This window comes from Nitrospirota bacterium (assembly GCA_020851375.1).
In the GTDB taxonomy this organism is placed as follows: Bacteria; Nitrospirota; 9FT-COMBO-42-15; order HDB-SIOI813; family HDB-SIOI813; genus RBG-16-43-11.
This window is the reverse complement of sequence record JADZCV010000028.1, coordinates 45,216-63,498: the sequence shown is the minus strand read 5'-3', so window position 1 is coordinate 63,498 and position 18,283 is coordinate 45,216. Positions and strand designations below refer to the sequence as shown.

The window sequence follows — 18,283 nt, the reverse complement described above, 5'->3', positions numbered from 1 at the left end:
CGCGATATGACGGTTGACGAGATTTTATTAGATACAGCAGAACGATTTTCTGATAAGACTGTAATGATTCATGACAGGACAAGGCTTAGCTCAGGTGAGCTATGTTCCCTTGCCTTACGGCTTGCTTATGCCCTGCGGAGTTGCGGTGTCCGCCGGGGAGACCGTATCATCATTGCATTGGAAAACTCTCTGGAGTATTTAGTTGCCTATTTTGGAGTTATCTTAAGCAGAGGCGTTCCTGTGGCCATCAATCCTGATATTAAACGTGCCGGTCTTCAGGGTATTGTGATGGATTGTACCCCTACGGGTATCATATCAAGGTCAGCGGCGCTTCCAGTGATTCAAAAGGCGTTTGATAATTCCTGCCCCTTCAGGTTTGTCATGTCATGTGACAGGAGGGATGAGAATCAACAGGCAGATCCCAGGATCCTGTATCTTGATGAATGTTTAAATTACGGAAAAGAATCTTTTTCGACCTTAGACCGCAGGGATGATGTGCTGGCTTCTATAATTTATACATCCGGAACTACCGGCGAACCAAAGGGAGTTATGTTGTCGCACAGGAATCTTCTCAGTAATGCGGCATCCATTGTAAGTTATCTCGAACTGACCAGTAATGACAGCGTGATGGTTGTCCTCCCTTTTTACTACTCATACGGAAACTCACTCCTGCTCACGCATATCATGCAGGGCGGCACCCTGGTGATAGATAATCGCTTCATGTATGCCAATGTTGTCCTTGATACTATCATAAGGGAGTCTGTCACTGGTTTTGCGGGTGTGCCATCCACATTTGCGATACTCCTGAACCGTTCCAACTTCAGGCATATGTCTTTTCCGTCTCTTCGTTACATTACACAGGCAGGGGGACCCATGCCGCACGATATGGCAATTGAGATTACCCGCATCGTTCCTCACACAAAGCTGTACATCATGTACGGACAGACCGAGGCAACCGCACGTTTATCCTACCTTCCTCCTGATGACCTGTTAAGAAAGCACGGATCTGTTGGAAAGGGGATTCCAGGGGTGTCTCTTGAGGTGAGAAACGAACATGGGGAGAAGGTCAAACCAGGCGAAGTCGGAGAAGTCAGGGCCAAAGGTGACAATATTATGCTTGGGTATTGGGGTAAAGAGGAAGATACGGGGAAGGTACTGAGTGACGGATGGCTTTTAACAGGGGATACAGCGACGATAGATAATGAAGATTATATCTATATATTGGGCCGCAGGACTGAAATGATAAAGAGCGGGGCGCATCGTATAGCCCCCCGTGAAATTGAAGACATCCTCCTGAAATATACCAAGATTGCTGAAGCAGCAGTTATTGGTGAGCCGGATACGATCCTTGGCGAGGCAATCTCTGCCTTTATTGTTGTAAAAGAGGGCCTTTCATGTCAGGAAAAAGAGATACTGCAGTACTGTCATGAAAATCTGCCGGTATACAAGATGCCCAGGACGATCCATTTTGTCTCATCCTTACCCAGGACAGACAGTGGAAAGATAAAAAAGGGAGAGTTAAAAAAGGTTTTCACATGCGAGGTAAACCAATGAACACATGTAAAAAATGCATCCTCCCGGATACGTTTCCGGGAATCACGTTTGACAGCGAAGGCGTATGCAATCACTGCCGTAATTTCCAGGGTATTGAGGTCTTGCAAAGTCATAAAAAAGAATATGAGGAGAAATTCCTGGAACTTGTTGACAGATACAGAAATCATGGATCATATGACTGTTTAATGGCTTACAGCGGCGGTAAGGACAGTACATATACATTAAAGATCCTCAGGGACCGCTACAATCTAAGGGTGCTTGCCCTTACCATTGACAATGGTTTTGTCTCAGAACAGGCATTCAGGAATATGTGTAACGTAACAGAGAATCTGGGTGTTGATCATCTGATATTTAAACCCCGGTTTGATCTGATGAAAAAGATATTCAGGGGTGCGGCAGACAAAGATATATATTCAAAAAAGACGCTGGAGCGGGCAAGTACTATCTGCACTTCCTGCATTGGCATCGTGAAATCTGCCACCCTTAAGACAGCGCTTGAAAAGAATATCATGTTGATAGGTTTCGGGTGGTCGCCCGGACAGGCGCCGGTCCAGTCCTCCGTTATCCGCACCAATCCTGCATTGATTAAGGCGACACAGGCTGCAACACAGGGTCCCCTTTCAAGACTGGCCGGAGATGAGGTAAATACATATTTCCTTGAAGAAAGGCACTATGCCAATACCGAAGGTTTTCCATACAATGTACATCCCCTGGCCTTTCTAAAATACGATGAAGAAGAGATCCTCAAAGATATCTCACGGATCGGATGGCAGGTGCCTGATGACACTGACTCCAATTCAACCAACTGTCTCCTGAATGCCTTTGCCAATGACGTCCACATAAGGCGATTTAACTTCCATCCCTATGTATGGGAGATTGCCAATATGGTAAGGGAAGGGGCTATGAGCAGGGAAGATGGCTACAAGAAGATCTACGGCACACAGCCACCCGGTCTCCTGAAGATAGCCAAAGACAGACTCGGACTTAATGAGGGTGTGTAGATGCTGCTGAACAGATTCCTTGAACAGAGCGCTGAAAGATTTCCCGGCAAGACGGCCCTTATTACATCCAAGGGGCGCTACAGCTACGGTGGGATAAATGAAATGGCCAACAGGGTTGCCAATGCACTCATTGGTGAGGGGCTTGAAAGGGGCGACAGGATAGCGCTCTTCATGGAAAATTCCCTGGAGGCTGTAATATGCATGTTCGGGATACTAAAAGCCGGATGCATATTCCTGCCGGTCAACCCCACGACCAGGACGGAGAAACTTACATACATCCTCAATAACTGTCAGGCAAGGGCAGTCTTGAGCGCTGTTGAGATGTCGGGGGTGATTGCCAATGCCTGTAATAATACCCCCTCTCTAAGCCAGGTCTATTTGAGCGGTAAAGATATTCCTTTGGGTTTGATTGACAGGAAGATTTTTCAGTTGGACAGCATTCTGCTTGATGGTAACAGGATGCAGCCAGAACCCAGGGTCATAGACGCAGACCTTGCAGCAATTATTTATACATCCGGTTCCTCAGGGTTTCCCAAGGGGGTCATGATGGCACATTTTAATATGGTTTCAGCAGCAAATTCCATCACGACCTATCTTGAGAATACGCCGGATGATATTATCCTGAATGTCCTTCCCTTGTCTTTTGATTATGGCCTTTATCAGGTCATTATGGGGTTCAAGGCCGGGGCAACGGTAATACTGGAAAATTCCTACATGTATCCATACAGGATCATCCAGACTATTTTGAAAGAAAGAGTTACCGGGTTTCCCATAGTTCCGACCATATCGGCCATTCTGCTGCAGATGGATGACATCAAAAGGCACGATTTCTCCTGCCTCAGATATATAAGCAATACTGCTGCTGCCCTTCCCGTATCTCACATTCAGAAGCTCCGGGAGCTTTTTCCCGGGACCAGGATTTACTCCATGTATGGCCTGACAGAATGCAAGAGGGTCTCATATCTGCCTCCGGACCAACTGGATATTCGTCCGGATTCGGTGGGTAAGGGCATGCCGAACACTGAGGCATACATCGTGGATGAAAATGGCAACAGGGTTGGCCCTGATGTGATTGGTGAACTGGTCGTGCGCGGATCTAACATCATGCGCGGTTACTGGGGGTTGCCTGAGAAGACTGCCGAGAGGCTGAAACCAGGCCCGTTTCCGGGAGAGATGGTCCTCTATACCGGCGACCTGTTCAGAATGGACAGAGAAGGCTATCTCTACTTCGTTTCACGAAAGGATGACATCATCAAGAGCAGGGGAGAGAAGGTAAGTCCAAAGGAAGTTGAGAATATCCTGTATGAGATAGAGGGCGTTGCGGAGGCGGCTGTTATAGGGGTAAATGATGAAATACTCGGGGAGGCTGTCAAGGCAGTTATTGTTTTAAAGGATGGGATAAAGTTAAAGGGTAAAGACATTATCAGATTTTGTGCTATGCATCTTGAGGACTTTATGGTCCCGAAGGTTGTTGAATTTAGCAATGGGCTTCCAAAGACTGAGACAGGCAAGATCAATAAGCTGGCGCTGAAAGAAGAATCTGAAGGACTTGCAGTCAAGTTATGAGGCTTCATAAGTATCTTAGAAGCAGCCGTATATGAAAAAGATCAAAGTATTATCAGTTCTTGGAACCAGGCCGGAAGTTATCAAAATGGCGCCGGTACTCCTTGAAATGAAGAAGTATCCGGACAGGCTGACGCCGGTGCTTGTTTCAACTGCTCAACACCGCGAGATGCTGGATCAGGTACTCCGGGTGTTCGACATTAAACCTGACATTGATCTTAATATTATGAAGCCGAACCAGACCCTTTCTCATATTACAACCACAGCCCTTGCGGGCATTGAGCGTGTAATTCAGGAGACGAGGCCTGATATCGTACTGACCCAGGGAGATACCACCACCGTTTTTGCCGCATCCCTCGCCGCTTTTTATTGTAAGATTCCTGTAGGACATGTGGAGGCAGGGCTCCGGAGTTTCGACAAATTCAATCCCTATCCTGAGGAGATAAACCGGAAACTTACGGATTGTGTCTCGGATTATTTTTTTGCACCGACGGCTACTGCACGCAGAAACCTCCTGAATGAAGGCATCGCTGAAGAAAGGATCTTTGTTACCGGGAACACCGTCGTAGATGCGCTCAGATATGCCCTTGAATTACCTTATTCTTTTAAAGATAACGATGAGTTGTCTTCGATCCCATGGGATGGAAACCGGATACTCCTCGTTACCGCTCACCGCAGGGAGAATCTGGATACTCCGCTGCGGAATGTTTGCGAGGCATTGAAGGAGTTAGTCTTAAAGTTCCAGGATTTGCACGTGGTTTATCCTGTACACCTTAATCCTGCTGTCAGGACAACCGTACATCAGATCCTGAAAGATGTCGGGAGGATTCACCTTGTTGCTCCGGCAGACTATCTGACATTCATCCATCTGATGAAGCGTGCCCACATTATCCTGACGGACTCGGGCGGCGTTCAGGAAGAAGCCCCTTCCCTTGGGAAGCCTGTTCTCGTGATGCGGAAACTGACAGAAAGACCGGAGGCATATGAGGCAGGGGTTGCACGCATCGTTGGGACGGATAAAGACAATATCGTCAGGGAAGTGTCCACCCTTTTAACTGATGAGAATTCTTACCAGGAAATGTCGAGGGTCGAAAACCCTTACGGTGATGGAATGGCGGCCCGGAGGATTATCCATATTATCCTGGAGCGTATCAAACCAGATTGATGGGCAGGTTATGATCAACGGCTTGTCTATTGATGTAGAGGAATATTTCAATGTCGAAGCCTTTGCTGACCGGATACATTTTGAAGACTGGGACAAGTTCGAAAGCAGGGTGGAAAACAGCACGAACTCCATCCTCGCAATTCTAAGACAACACAATGTAAAGGCGACATTCTTTGTCCTCGGCTGGGTGGCAGAAAGACACCCAGACCTCATCAGGGGTATCCATGCCCAGGGACACGAAGTCGCATGCCATGGTTATGCCCACAAGCTGATCTATTCGCAGACCCCGGATCAATTCAAAGAAGACCTGAGACGTTCCAGGAGAATCCTCGAAGACATCATCGGAGAGAAGGTCATAGGGTACAGGGCCCCGAGCTATTCCATTACGAAAGATTCACTATGGGCGCTGGACATTTTGATTTCAGAAGGTTTTCTTTATGATTCGAGCATTTTCCCCATTATGCATGATCGTTATGGAATCCCGGACGGCGCCCGTTTCATTTACGAGATAGGGAGTGGCAACGGTCAGACCATCACTGAAATTCCCCTTTCAACAGTCGTTTTCTTAAAGAAAAATATTCCTATTGCCGGAGGAGGCTATATGAGGTTGTTACCGTATTCCTTTATCCGCTGGGGCATCCAAAAGATAAATCTTAAAGAAAACAAACCGGCAATTATATATTTGCACCCCTGGGAAATTGATGTGGAACAACCGAGGCTTCAGGGAAGTCTGTTGTCTAAGTTCAGGCATTATGTCAATTTAGCCAAGATGGAAAGAAACCTTCGATACCTGCTGAGGGATTTCAGGTTTGCGCCTGTCAGGGATCTCATCTCAAATTAATAATTATGAAGCGTATGGATAAAGAAAACCCGGGGTCATTAAATGTTCCTGCCGTACGGGATATTGCTGTTATACGAGGGATACCCGTTCAAGTCCTCTTCCTCCTTGCGGCATTTGTAGTCTTGTACTTCCCAACATTTCAGGCATTGCTTAAGATGTGGTGGAGCAGTGATGACTATAGCCACGGTTTTTTTGTTCCATTTATCTCACTCTACCTGGTATGGGTTAAGCGGGAACAATTAAGGGATATCCGGTCTAATCCAAATCTGAAAATCGGGGTTTTGTTGATCCTGTCAGCCGGCTTCCTGTTAAACTTTGGCAGGGCCGGTGAGATAGCAGTCCTGCAGGAATTATCCATGCTGGTTATGATTGCAGGTTTGATCGCCCTGCTCCTGGGTGTAGCTTGCCTCAGGATGCTTGCCTTACCGATTGCCTATCTCCTTTTTATGATCAAAATCTTCGGGGAGGGAGTTGATTGGTTTCACTGGCCGTTTCAGCTTGTTGCAGCCGATATCGGAGTGTGGCTCCTTAGGTTATTTGGTTTCGCTGCTTATCAGGAAGCCAATTATATCCAGTTGCCAAGGGTAACGCTGGAGGTGGCAGCGGCCTGCAGCGGCGTCCGGTTTCTTGTTTCCATTATTGCTATTGGGATCCCTTTAGCCCATGTGACGCAACGAACCTGGTTTCGAAAAATCGGACTCGTTCTATTTGCTGTAATCGTCGCAATCATTGCGAATGGGATCAGGGTCGCCCTGATCGGGGTGTGGGCCTATCATAATGGAGACGCAGACATCCATGGCCCGTTCCATGTTCTGTACGGGGTGTTCGTAAGCTGGGTCGGGTTTATTGTCCTTTTTGTCGGGGCATGGATTCTCAGTAAGGGGCCCAGGGGTGACAAGTATCCTGTAATATCCGGAAAATCACTGAAGGGCGCAAAATCTGATTTAAGATATCAATGGCATAAATGGCTTGAAGCTGCTCAAAGTGGTAAGTTCAGGATGCCCTTGTTTGTGGCAATAGTTCTTCTTATGGCGATAGGAGGCTACTACTATCTTCACCGTACGGTTCCCATCCCTCTCAAAGATGGCTTCATGACCTTTCCAATGATTATTGGAGAGTGGAAGGGAGAAGATGTTGATCCTGGAATGTATACGCTGAGGCTCGACTGGGCGGATGAAGAACTGATGCGGATTTACCGGGACAAGATTGGCAATACCGTAAAGCTATATATTGCCTACTTCGATGACCAGCAGCAGGGGAAGGAACTAATTATGTACAAGACATCGTGGATATTCCATCGGGGTGACGGGACTGTGGGGATCACAGGAGTGGATGGAAAAAAGTATAAGGTCAATCAGGTAGTATTAAATGAAGGGAATTCGCCCCAGGCTGTCCTTTTCTGGTATAGTTTAAATGGCCGTGTTGTCGCGAATCGTTATATAGCTAAACTATATACTATATGGGATGCGCTTGTATATGGCAGAACCAATGGAGCATTAGTGTCCATATCTGCTCCGCTTGGACAACAGGAACAACCTGAAAATGGATTTGAGAATGAGCGGCGTTTTATCCGGGATGCAATGCTTGCTGTTCACAACTATCTCCCTGGCAAGTAATGGGCAGGCACGAAGGAAAAGATGATATTCGAATTGTTTAAGTCTATCGCATCCTATATTTCAAGAAAGAGAAAGGCCGTTCGTTTAAGGCAGTATGACCGATTTACAATAGCTGAATATTTCAGGGAACAGGGGGCGCAGATTGGGGATAATTGCAGTATTATACCGAGCAGCCTCGGTGCAGAATCCTATTTGGTGAAAATAGGTAATCATGTTACTATTGCAGGAGGAGTAAGTTTCATGACACATGATGGCGGGCCCTGGATATTCAGGGATGAGATACCTGATCTGCAGGTTTTTGGCCCTATTGTAATCGAAGACAACTGTGTCATAGGGGGTTACGCGGTCTTGTTCCCTAACATCCGCATAGGGAAAAATTCTATAGTAGGTGCAAATTCCGTAGTGATCACAGATGTGCCGCCAGATACCATTGTCATGGGCGTCCCGGCAAGGCCAATAGGCTCTGTTTTAAAATATAAAGAAAAGTGTGTTGAAAGATGGAAGACACAAAGACCTCCGGATATCGTAATTGATCCTGGTGAAGACTGGTGGCACTCAAAACATTTCCATGAAAACAGAAAGAAGCTAAGAGAGCACCTGTTAAAGGTCTTCGAGAAGGAGTTAAAAGAGCTATAATTTTATTTGAGTGAGGTATTGCCATGGTTATTTTTATGAATAAAAGAAATAAAGCTTTTTCATCGTTTTTAACTTTTATTATTGGGTTACTGATGCTGACCAGTTGCAATTCATCCGGTAGCAGTACCCCAATGGAGAAGACTATGACAAAGAAGGAAAGGATAATGCTTGTAGGCGCCTCAGTTGGAAAGGCGTGGAAGCTTTCTGATTTTTCACTAAGGACAAAGAGTGATGGGTATATATTTGAGTCTGTTGCCGCCTATCAGTATGATAAAACAGAGGCAATAGAAGAAATACTGATGAGGCCGAAAAGGAAGTTTCGCCTGACACGCACATACCTGAGAGGATTCTTTAAACCATCCCCGCAACGGCCGGATACTATAATCATCAAGGAATGTGCTGCCTATTTCCCAGGCGATTTGGAAGAGTATAAGACGTTGATGACAAAGTGGGTAAAGCGTATAAGGGAGGACAACATTAAACTGATATTGGCAACTACAGTGCCGGTTACTCAAAAGCATGCAGAAGGACGTAAGGGAAGGAATGAAACTATCCTGGAATTTAATGACTGGGTTCGTGAATATGCGGAAAAAGAGGGTATACCCCTTCTTGATCTTGAAGCAGCCCTGCGAACAGACGGACAAGGCCGTTTTCTCCGGGATGACCTGACAAGCGGCGACGGTCTCCACTTAAACCAAAAGGCATACGGGATAATGGATAACCTCCTGCAAAATATGCTGGGTATAACCACTTGAACAGTGCTCAACAACCGTGCTGTCCAGAAATATAGTCAAGAAGATACTGAAAGCCTCTGCCTATAAAATAATCTCACTCGAGGCACTGCTCAGTCGCAAGCGGAAGGCAAGACTTCACGGCAAGGCGATTGTATTAATGTATCATGAAATAGCCAATGACGAGGATGAGATAGATGCCTGGACAGTGGTTCGAAAGCGTGACTTTTTACAACAGATGGAATATCTGTCCAACCATTTCAGGGTAGTTAGCCTGAGAGATGCAATTGCTCATATGACTGAGGCTAATGGGGGCGCTGAGCAAAAACCAATGGCTGTTGTTACCTTTGATGATGGTTATGCCGGGAACAGGCAGGTTCTCCTTCCGATAGTGAAAGATATGAATTTGCCGGTTACCATTTTCATAGCGACCAGGGCCATACAGGATCAGGGTATCTACTGGTATGACCGCGTAATCAACGGGTTGCAAGGTGAACAGGTGATTGATATTGATCTGACTTATTCATCGCTGGGAAAATACAGGATTAATGCCTCAAAAGGTTCAGAAAACTGGAGAGAAATGGAAAAGCTCCTTTCAGATCTCAAGACACTGGAGCCTGACAAGAGAGAAAACGTTGTAGATGATATCCTGAGCGATGTGCATATTACCACAAAAAGACACTCCTATCACGTTGCCCCGCTCACGATACATGAATTACGCGAACTGTCAGAATGTCCTCTTGTAACTATCGGGGCTCACTCACACTGTCATAATCTGTTAACCCAACTGCAGGACTATGACATCGGGATCAGTGTTAACAAATCAAAACAGTTAATTGAGTCATGGATCGAGCGTCCAATACATTATTTTGCTTATCCTAACGGTAATTATAATGACACTGTTATCAATATGGTAAAGAAATCAGGGCTTCAATGCGGCCTTACAACGGTGGCAAGGCCATGGAAAATGGGAGAGTCTCTTTTTGCCATTCCAAGGGTGGGAATAGGCCGTTATGATTCCTTTGATCTTTTCAAGATAAAAGTTTCAGGCGGGCGGGCATAATGTACGATGTAAGGATTGCCGGCATTAGTGAATTTAAAGAAAATAAAGATATATGGAACAAATTAGTTTCAGAAATGGTTTTTCCCAATATATTCTGCACATGGGAGTGGGTTTATACCTGGTGGGAGCACTTCGGTAAAGATAATCAAATCATCTTGTTATTTGTATATGACGGCACTGAACTACGGGGTATTTTGCCGTTGTATTCCCATGTGGAAGCCTTATCAAAAGACTGGATGTCCGGCCGTATCCTGCGTTACTGTGCCAGTCAGGAACTCTATCCAGACCATCTGGACATAATCTGTTCGCAGGAAGAAAGCGAACAGTGTGTCAGCGCTATTTTTGATTTTCTTACCAATGAATATACGGATTGGGACATACTTCATTTGCCACGTTTGATAGAAAGTAGCCGGTTTATTTCATTTCTGAGTTATACAGACACACACATGGAGTCTCCATTTGACTTTGAGGTGAAAGAGGCGTCTGCGGCCTTCTATATTCCACTGGCCGGAAGTTTTGAAGATTACATTAGTGCTTTTAACAAAAAGAAGAGATATAACCTTAGAAGCAGGAGAAAGAAATTGTTTGAAGAACATGGGGTCAAATACATTCCTGCCAATCTGTTACAAGACACTGATGTATTGAATGCTTTATTTGACCTCCATGACCTCCGGGCCAGGAGAAAGAACATCAAAAGCACATTTGCCCGGGAAAATATCTTTAATTTTCACAGGGATTTAATAAAAAGAATCGCGGGAAAGGGTTGGGTTTCTCTGAGGGCCCTCAGAAAAGATTCAGAGGTCATAGCTGCTTCATATAATTTCATCTTCGAGGGGTGTGTCTTTTCTTATCAGAAGGGATTTAATCCCCAATGGGATTCTTACGGTCCGGGAACAGTACTATTGTATGAACTTATTCAGGAAAGTTTTTCAGAAGGGCATAAGGAATATAATTTTCTCAGCGGTGAGGAAGAATATAAAAAAGGTTGGACAAACCAGGGCAGGACTCTTTTTGACATCAAAATCTACAATAAGACTCTCCGGGGAAACCTTTCAAAAAGAATTCTTGAATCAAAGAATGTGATCAAGAATAGTTTGAAGAGATATATCGGACACCACTCTGTAATTTGAGGGAAAAGTGACCATAGCCAAGATCATGTTCTGGGCAACCGCATTTATCATATTTTATACATATGTCGGATATTCACTCTTTATCATGCTTCTTTCACGGGTGTTTAACAACGCAGTTAAAAGCGGGAAATACGAGCCCCGGGTGACGTTCCTTATCACAGCATACAATGAGGAGAAAAACATAGCTGACAAACTCAGGGATACGCTTGCTCAAAATTATCCGAAGGATAAACTTGAAGTCGTTGTAGCATCGGATGGTTCCACGGACCGGACGGATGAAATAGTGAGGCAGTTCTCTTCTCATGGGGTAAGGTTGATACGGGTAGAAGGCCGGGTTGGTAAGACGGGGACGCAAAATCAGGCGGTCAAAATGGTGAAGGGAGAGATTATTATTTTTTCCGATGCCACGACTAAGTTTGACCGGAATGCCGTAAAAAATATAGCGCGAAATTATGCCGACCCCACCGTAGGGGCCGTCAGCGGCAGGTATGAATACTATAATCCCACAGGGGCATCTATCGGCATCGGCAACATCCTGTTCTGGAAGTACGAGAACCTTATCAAAAGTTGCCAGACAAGGATCAGTACCATCACAGGCTGCTGCGGTTGTATCTATTCCGTCAGACGCACATTGTATGAACCCCTTCCACCCGATATTATCAGTGATCTGGTTGAACCGCTGAAAATATTGGAAAAGGGATATCGAATCGCATTTGAGCCGAATGCAATCGCCCACGAGGAGACTACGGAAAAGGCTGCCGAAGAGTTCTATATGCGGATCCGGGTCATATCAAGAGGTATGCGTGGCATGTTATACATGAAAAAGCTGTTCAATCCTCTTAGATATGGATTTGTCTCTTTTCAACTGATTTCCCACAAGTTGCTACGGTGGTTAATTCCGTTATTCCTCGTAGTTATTTTCCTGTCAAATCTCTTTCTATTGAGCAACCCCTTCTACAAAATAATCTTCATACTGCAAATTGCCTTTTATGGAATGGCTTTTGTGGGCTGGGTCGGGGAAAGATGGAATATTAAACTTAAGTTTGTCTCGGTCCCCCTGTATTTTTCTACAGTCAATATAGCCTCAGTTATTTCACTCTATAAGACCTTAAGAGGTTACAAAGCGGTCACATGGGAAACCCTTCGAAAATGAAGCCGTTTAATATCCTGTTTATTACCCAGGAAGACCCCTTCTATGTACGTCTGTTTTTTGAAGAGTTCTTCAAAGATTATACTCCTATAGAAGATGTCAAAGGTGTTGTCATTGCCCCAACAATGGGGAAAAAGAGTATTAATAATCTCATAAAACAGATGTATGACTTCTACGGTCTGGCGGATTTTGTGAGGATGAGCCTAAGATATGTTTATTATAAAGCCGGAGACCGTCTATCAAACATAATGTCTCTAAAGCGGTTTTATTCCATTTCTCAGGTATGTCGTTACTATAGAATTCCTGTAAAGACGTGCAGTAATATTAATGCCGGAGACTTCCTTAACGATCTTCGTAAGATGGATCTTGACCTGATAATCTCAGTGGCAGCGCCACAGATTTTCAAAGAAGGCCTGATCAAAATACCCAAAGATGGATGCATCAATATCCACAATGCGAAACTTCCAAAATACCGGGGGATGCTCCCCAATTTCTGGCAAATGTTTCACGGCGAAAAAGCAGTCGGGACAACCATACACCGCATTAACCCTGGAATTGATGACGGCGATATCCTTTTACAACAAGAGACGCTGCTACTACCCGGGGAAAGCCTGGATTCCGTTATCCGGAGAACGAAAAGATTCGGCGGACGGCTGATGATTGAGGCAATCAAGGGTATAAAAAATAAAACATTAAAATCTATACCCAATCTTTCAACAGAAGCAACCTACTTCACATTCCCGACCAAAAAAGATGTGCTGGAATTCAAAAAAAGAGGCTACCGGTTGATCTGAAGCCGCCGTTTTCTTAAAGATGAAAGTGCCCATAAAGATTACATACATGATTGATATATTAGATACAGACCTGGCAGGTACGGAAAATCAGCTTATAAAAATGATCAATGGTCTGGACAAGAAAATATTTCAGGTGCAACTTATTTGTTTGGCTGATCATCCATGGTTTAAGGCCAATGGGTCCTCTTTAGATTGCAGTTCGCGTATCTTCGAAATAAGGCAATTTAAAAAGCCTTACTCCTATATGAACTTTCTGAGGCTTGTAAGTTTTTTCAGGGATGACAGGCCTGATATCCTTCATACGTTCTTCCCTGTTAGTAATATCGTGGGTGTTCTTGCAGCAAGACTGGCAGGTGTCAGGAATATTATTTCAAGCAGACGGGACTACGGCGAGTGGATGAATGGCAGTTATCTGTTTTCCACTAAGATTGCAAACAGATTTGTTAAAAGAGTAATTGCCAATTCCAATATGGTTAAGAGATTAACACTTGAGAGAGAGGGTATCCCGGATGAGCGAGTAGAGGTTATTTATAATGGCATAGACGCAGATCTGTTTAAAGGTATCAAAAGGGACAATCATTTGAAATCACAATTGAATATTCCGGAGAATCATAAAGTTGTTGGAATTGTAGCCAACTTTAGACCTATGAAACACCATGAGACTTTTGTTAAGGCGGCAAACGAGGTATTAAAACATCGAAATGATGTAATCTTTATTCTTGTTGGCTCCGGACCATCGCAAGAGAATACAAGGAACCTTGCTGCTTCATTGCAGATTCTTCCATATCTCCGTTTTGTCGGTCAACAAAAGGAGATAATTCCCTATCTTTCTATTATGGAAATCGGAGTCAATTGTTCCGAAGCCGAGGGACTTTCCAATGCCATAATGGAATATATGGCCGCCGGAATTCCATGTGTTGTTTCTAAAAGTGGAGGAAATCCGGATCTGATCATTCATGACATTCATGGGTATACCTTTGCTCTTGATGACTATCAGACGCTGGCCCGGCATATATTAAAATTGTTGAATGATGAAATGACTATGGAAAAATTAGGAACAAAGGCACGTGAGAAAATCAGAAATGAAATGAGTTTGGATGTTATGCTTTACTCTTATCAGAAACTCTATCAGAGACTTGCAGATGGCTGACATCACATTTTTAAGTACATCTTATGAAAAAAGTAAATATGATTTTATCGCATTCAGGAATGCAAACCGGGAGATAATACAATCCGAGACCTATTTTGACTGGCGATACCTAAACAGGCCATGTAAGCAGTTAAAGCCGATTATCGTTTGGGCAGAGACAGCTCAGGGACGAAAAGTAGGTTCTCTTTCAGTAGTTCCCGATTATTATATGATAAATAATCGGTTGTGCCCCATTGGGGTGCTTGGCGATATTTCCGTTTCAAGAGAATGTCGTGGTCAGGGTATAGCCCGGAAGATGTTTCATTATTTATCGGGATTGGGGGAGATGAATGATTTTGACGCATGTATCGTTTTACCTAATGAAGATGCCGCAAGACCATTACAAAAGGCGAAATGGCAAACGGTGTCAAGGCTGGAGCGATATGTCAAAATACTTGACCTTGAACATCAGTTTAAACGTCTTTTAAAATCGCCCGTTCTTTTAAAAGTAATTTCCCACCCGCTCAACCATGCCCTTAAGTTAATATACCTTGAGACCTATCTCAGGCCATCTTCAGAATACAGCGGAGAATTCGTTTCTGATTTTGACGAGAGGTTTGATGAGCTTTGGAACAACATCAATAAGGCAGATATCATCATCGGGCTGAGAAACAGCGAATATCTCAGGTGGAGATATTCAGAGCATCCTCTTTTAAAATACCGGATATTTACATTATTAAGACATCATAAACTATGCGGTTATATTGTATTTTATACTGACAAAGATAAATTATTTATTGAGGATATTGCGAGTCTCCATGGGAAAGATTACGGGACCTGTCTTTTGTATCATTTCCTGAGAGTTGCAAAACAAGATGAGAAACTTTCTTCGATTACACTGAAAATGGACAGAAATAATTTATCAGGATTTCAGTTATCCCTATTTGGTTTTATAAAACGTTCCAACAATAAAAAGCTGATGATAAAGCAGAATGAGAACACCGTAGAGGCGTCTTCTCTTTTTGATGGACACAAATGGTATTTAACTCACAGGGACAAAGAAGTTTAATGTGAAGTAGATTATGTCATCAGTAAAAACATTTTTCTTCCACTACAGCCATTTCCTTACCGGGCAGGCTTTGTCATTATTGGTCGGACTTGCAAGCTTTCCTATACTGACCAGAATTCTCTCCCGGGAAGAGTACGGGATGCTGGGCCTTGTGACAACAACCATGTTTGTAGTCGTTGCCATTGCCAAGGCCGGATTATCCGATGGAATTGTCAGATTTTATAAAGAATATGATAGTACACCTGAAGAACGGGATATATTTTCATCAACCGTAGTTATAAGAGGCCTTGTATTCTCATTATCAACTGTTTTCTTGTACATTGTTATTTTCCTGACAGTTCGCAAGTTTTTAAATGTGGACATTAAGTATGTTGTCTGTTTCATGATAATGTCAGGTTATTTCTTATTGCGTCCATTGAATGTTATTATTCTTAATATCCTGCGGGTCACAGGGAGGACGATCTTTTTCAATTTTATCAATCTGCTTGGGAAAATAACGGCTGTCGTCTGTTCCCTGCTGTTGCTCCTTTACATCATTGGAGCATTCTATGGATACTTTATCGGGCTGGTGTTATCCGAATTGTTTGTATCCATTATCTTGTTCTATTGGTTTTTTACGCATTATAAAATAGTTCTGAGCAAGGTATCCGGAAGTCTTGCCATGAGTCTGGTTAAATTTGGGTTGCCTCTGCTTATTACGGAATTATCCTATCTCCTTTTGTCCTATGCAGACCGATACCTGATAGCCGCCTATCAGGGCGTTGATGATCTTGGTATATATTCTGTGGGATATAACGTTGCCTCATATATAAGCGACATGATGATGTTTTCCCTGTCTTATGCTGTGGTACCCATCTATGTGGCCCTTTACCAAAAAGAAGGAAGAGAGAGGACAGAAGAGTTCCTGAGCAAGTGTATGCATTACCTGCTGGTTGCGATTATACCCATTTGTATTGGTTATACGTTAGTCTCGCGGGACCTTCTGGTTACCCTTGCTTCGAAAAGGTATCTCGAGGCAGCTCAGTTCTCTCCCATAATATTGTTCGGGTCATTTTTTCTGGGGATGAATAACATACTGAATGCCGGGCTGTACCTTGGCAAAAAAACCAGGGTTATTCTGGCAATCATGTTAACTGCGGTCATAGTGAATATCATCCTGAATTTATTCCTCTTGCCGGTCTATGGGATTATGGGATCCGCCGTGGCTACGCTGGCAGCTTGCATGTTATCCTCTGCACTGACGTATATGTTTTCTCATAACCATCTGACTATTAGGGTAAATTTAAAGCCGATTGCGTATCATCTGGCGCTGTCTGCAGTGATGTTTCTTGTCGTTCGGCAGATCGTCATAGACGAAGTATGGATTAATCTTTTTGTTAAAGTTGCGGCAGGTTTATTAATTATTTCATTCGGTGTGTTCTTTATAGAAAAAGATATCCGTCTAAAAGTATTGAGCATGCTTCCGCTAAAATAATCAGTTTTCTGACCTTCATTTACCGATGCTGACTGCATTCAAATATTTTCTCAGGCTTGCACTTCCGCTCTTTGTTTATATTGGTGGAATCCTTATTATGATTGCCACTGTTTTCAAAAGGGTTGAGTGGGGATTTTTCCTGATGATTTTACTTATTCCTCAACCCAACATCTGGTACAAATTGTTCGACTATCCTCTGGGAAAAGATTTTATGGATTTATTGTTTTTGGCAATTTTCCTTGGGATTATTATTCAAAAGAAGGGTTTCGCAGGGACGCGCGCCTCCTTGGTCATAATCCTTTTTATTTTAATCAGTTACATCTCCGTGTGGAACAGCAGCCTTCGATTTTCACTCCCAGCACCTTTAAGCATGGAGAATATATTATTTATTGATTGGAAAAATTATGCGCAGATGATCTTTTTGTATATTCTGGCTTTGAACGTCATTAAAGATGAAAAGCATCAGAAAACCGCTATCTTATTAATGTCCCTCGTTATTTTATTGATTTCTGTCAGAAGCTACCGTAATTTTACAGGCGGTGTATCCTTTCAGTTCGATAAAAGGGTTGGTGGCCCCTTTGAAACGGTCGGTTTAGGTCCGAATCATCTCGGAGCCTTTATTGCCGAATATTGTGCTGTTCTTGTCGGTATTATTCTCTTTGACAAGGACAGGTGGAGGAACGTGTTGTTTCTTGTTACGGCATTATTTGGCCTTCATCCGCTTTTCTTTTCTTACTCAAGAGGGGCATATGCAGCAGCCTTGGGCACGGTTACATTTTTCGGAATCTTCAAAAAAAGGACTCTGTTGATTGGTGTTGCTGTTATTCTGCTGGCATGGACCACGGTCTTGCCTTCTTCTGTAGCGGATCGAATCATGATGACGGAGACTGCGTCCGGAGAGCTTGAAGGTTCTGCATCTCACCGGTTTAATTTATGGGAACATGCATATGGTTTGTTTGAGCAGAATCCGGTCTTCGGAATCGGATTCGGTGGTTTCGGGTTTACGGTGCCTGAAGGAGAACTCACGGACACGCATAATTTTTATATGAAGACACTGTCTGAGCAAGGTGTTATCGGGCTTATTTTATTATTGATCATTCTTATGATGGCTATGCGCAGCGGCTGGCGTTTGTACAGGACAGGAACAACTACGTTTCACCAGGGGCTCGGATTTGGTTTCATGGGCACCATTATTGCCTGCATGATTGCAAACGTATTTGGTGACCGGTGGTCCTATTTTGTATTGGGGGGGTATTTCTGGATTTTGTGGGGATTTGTAGACCGGGGGATTTTAATGACGCTGGAAAACCATATGCCGGATAATTTATTCATCAAACAGAAATCTGTCGTTTGAAAAAGGAAGGGCT

Annotated in this window: 16 protein-coding genes; all 16 read left to right on the top strand. The window is 43.8% G+C overall.

What is annotated here, in order from left to right; translation table 11 throughout:
- The first annotated feature begins 6 nt into the window (after positions 1-6).
- The 16 genes from IT393_06625 (at position 7) to IT393_06550 (ending at position 18,270) form a co-directional block, all read left to right on the top strand.
- A complete protein-coding gene (locus tag IT393_06625) occupies positions 7-1,554 on the top strand; it encodes an acyl--CoA ligase (GenBank protein ID MCC7202314.1) in 1,548 nt (515 codons plus the stop codon).
- Entirely contained in the window at positions 1,551-2,555 is a 1,005-nt protein-coding gene (locus IT393_06620; GenBank protein MCC7202313.1) for a hypothetical protein, read from the top strand. The genes IT393_06625 and IT393_06620 overlap by 4 nt, the downstream gene beginning before the upstream one ends.
- Positions 2,556-4,121 (top strand): AMP-binding protein, encoded by a 1,566-nt coding sequence (locus IT393_06615; protein MCC7202312.1) that lies wholly within the window; start codon positions 2,556-2,558, stop codon positions 4,119-4,121.
- A 31-nt stretch (positions 4,122-4,152) separates the two neighbouring features.
- Positions 4,153-5,283, top strand: coding sequence for a UDP-N-acetylglucosamine 2-epimerase (non-hydrolyzing) (gene wecB, locus IT393_06610; GenBank protein MCC7202311.1), 1,131 nt, complete (start codon positions 4,153-4,155; stop codon positions 5,281-5,283).
- 10 nt (positions 5,284-5,293) lie between these two features.
- Entirely contained in the window at positions 5,294-6,124 is an 831-nt protein-coding gene (locus IT393_06605; GenBank protein ID MCC7202310.1) for a DUF3473 domain-containing protein, read from the top strand.
- A 5-nt stretch (positions 6,125-6,129) separates the two neighbouring features.
- Entirely contained in the window at positions 6,130-7,740 is a 1,611-nt protein-coding gene (gene xrtW / locus IT393_06600; GenBank protein MCC7202309.1) for an exosortase W, read from the top strand.
- Positions 7,741-7,761: 21 nt separating this feature from the next.
- On the top strand, positions 7,762-8,376 hold the full coding sequence (locus tag IT393_06595; protein ID MCC7202308.1) for an acyltransferase: 615 nt from the start codon (positions 7,762-7,764) through the stop codon (positions 8,374-8,376).
- Between the two features lie 143 nt (positions 8,377-8,519).
- Positions 8,520-9,131, top strand: a complete 612-nt coding sequence (locus IT393_06590) for an SGNH/GDSL hydrolase family protein (GenBank protein MCC7202307.1) — start codon at positions 8,520-8,522, stop codon at positions 9,129-9,131.
- Positions 9,132-9,147: 16 nt separating this feature from the next.
- Positions 9,148-10,170 carry a polysaccharide deacetylase family protein gene (locus IT393_06585; GenBank protein ID MCC7202306.1) on the top strand — a complete coding sequence of 341 codons (1,023 nt, stop codon included), beginning with the start codon at positions 9,148-9,150 and terminating at the stop codon, positions 10,168-10,170.
- Positions 10,170-11,300 (top strand): GNAT family N-acetyltransferase, encoded by a 1,131-nt coding sequence (locus IT393_06580; protein MCC7202305.1) that lies wholly within the window; start codon positions 10,170-10,172, stop codon positions 11,298-11,300. Before IT393_06585 ends, IT393_06580 begins: the two co-directional genes overlap by 1 nt.
- 13 nt (positions 11,301-11,313) lie before the next feature.
- Positions 11,314-12,453, top strand: a complete 1,140-nt coding sequence (locus tag IT393_06575; protein MCC7202304.1) for a glycosyltransferase family 2 protein — start codon at positions 11,314-11,316, stop codon at positions 12,451-12,453.
- Positions 12,432-13,244 carry a formyl transferase gene (locus IT393_06570; protein ID MCC7202303.1) on the top strand — a complete coding sequence of 271 codons (813 nt, stop codon included), beginning with the start codon at positions 12,432-12,434 and terminating at the stop codon, positions 13,242-13,244. Before IT393_06575 ends, IT393_06570 begins: the two co-directional genes overlap by 22 nt.
- A gap of 46 nt (positions 13,245-13,290) precedes the next feature.
- Positions 13,291-14,394 (top strand): glycosyltransferase, encoded by a 1,104-nt coding sequence (locus IT393_06565; GenBank protein ID MCC7202302.1) that lies wholly within the window; start codon positions 13,291-13,293, stop codon positions 14,392-14,394.
- Positions 14,387-15,442: a hypothetical protein gene (locus tag IT393_06560; GenBank protein ID MCC7202301.1), complete on the top strand. Its 1,056-nt coding sequence runs from the start codon at positions 14,387-14,389 to the stop codon at positions 15,440-15,442. The genes IT393_06565 and IT393_06560 overlap by 8 nt, the downstream gene beginning before the upstream one ends.
- Positions 15,443-15,455: 13 nt before the next feature.
- Entirely contained in the window at positions 15,456-16,916 is a 1,461-nt protein-coding gene (locus tag IT393_06555; GenBank protein MCC7202300.1) for an oligosaccharide flippase family protein, read from the top strand.
- Between the two features lie 25 nt (positions 16,917-16,941).
- A complete protein-coding gene (locus IT393_06550) occupies positions 16,942-18,270 on the top strand; it encodes an O-antigen ligase family protein (GenBank protein MCC7202299.1) in 1,329 nt (442 codons plus the stop codon).
- The last annotated feature ends 13 nt before the right edge of the window (positions 18,271-18,283 follow it).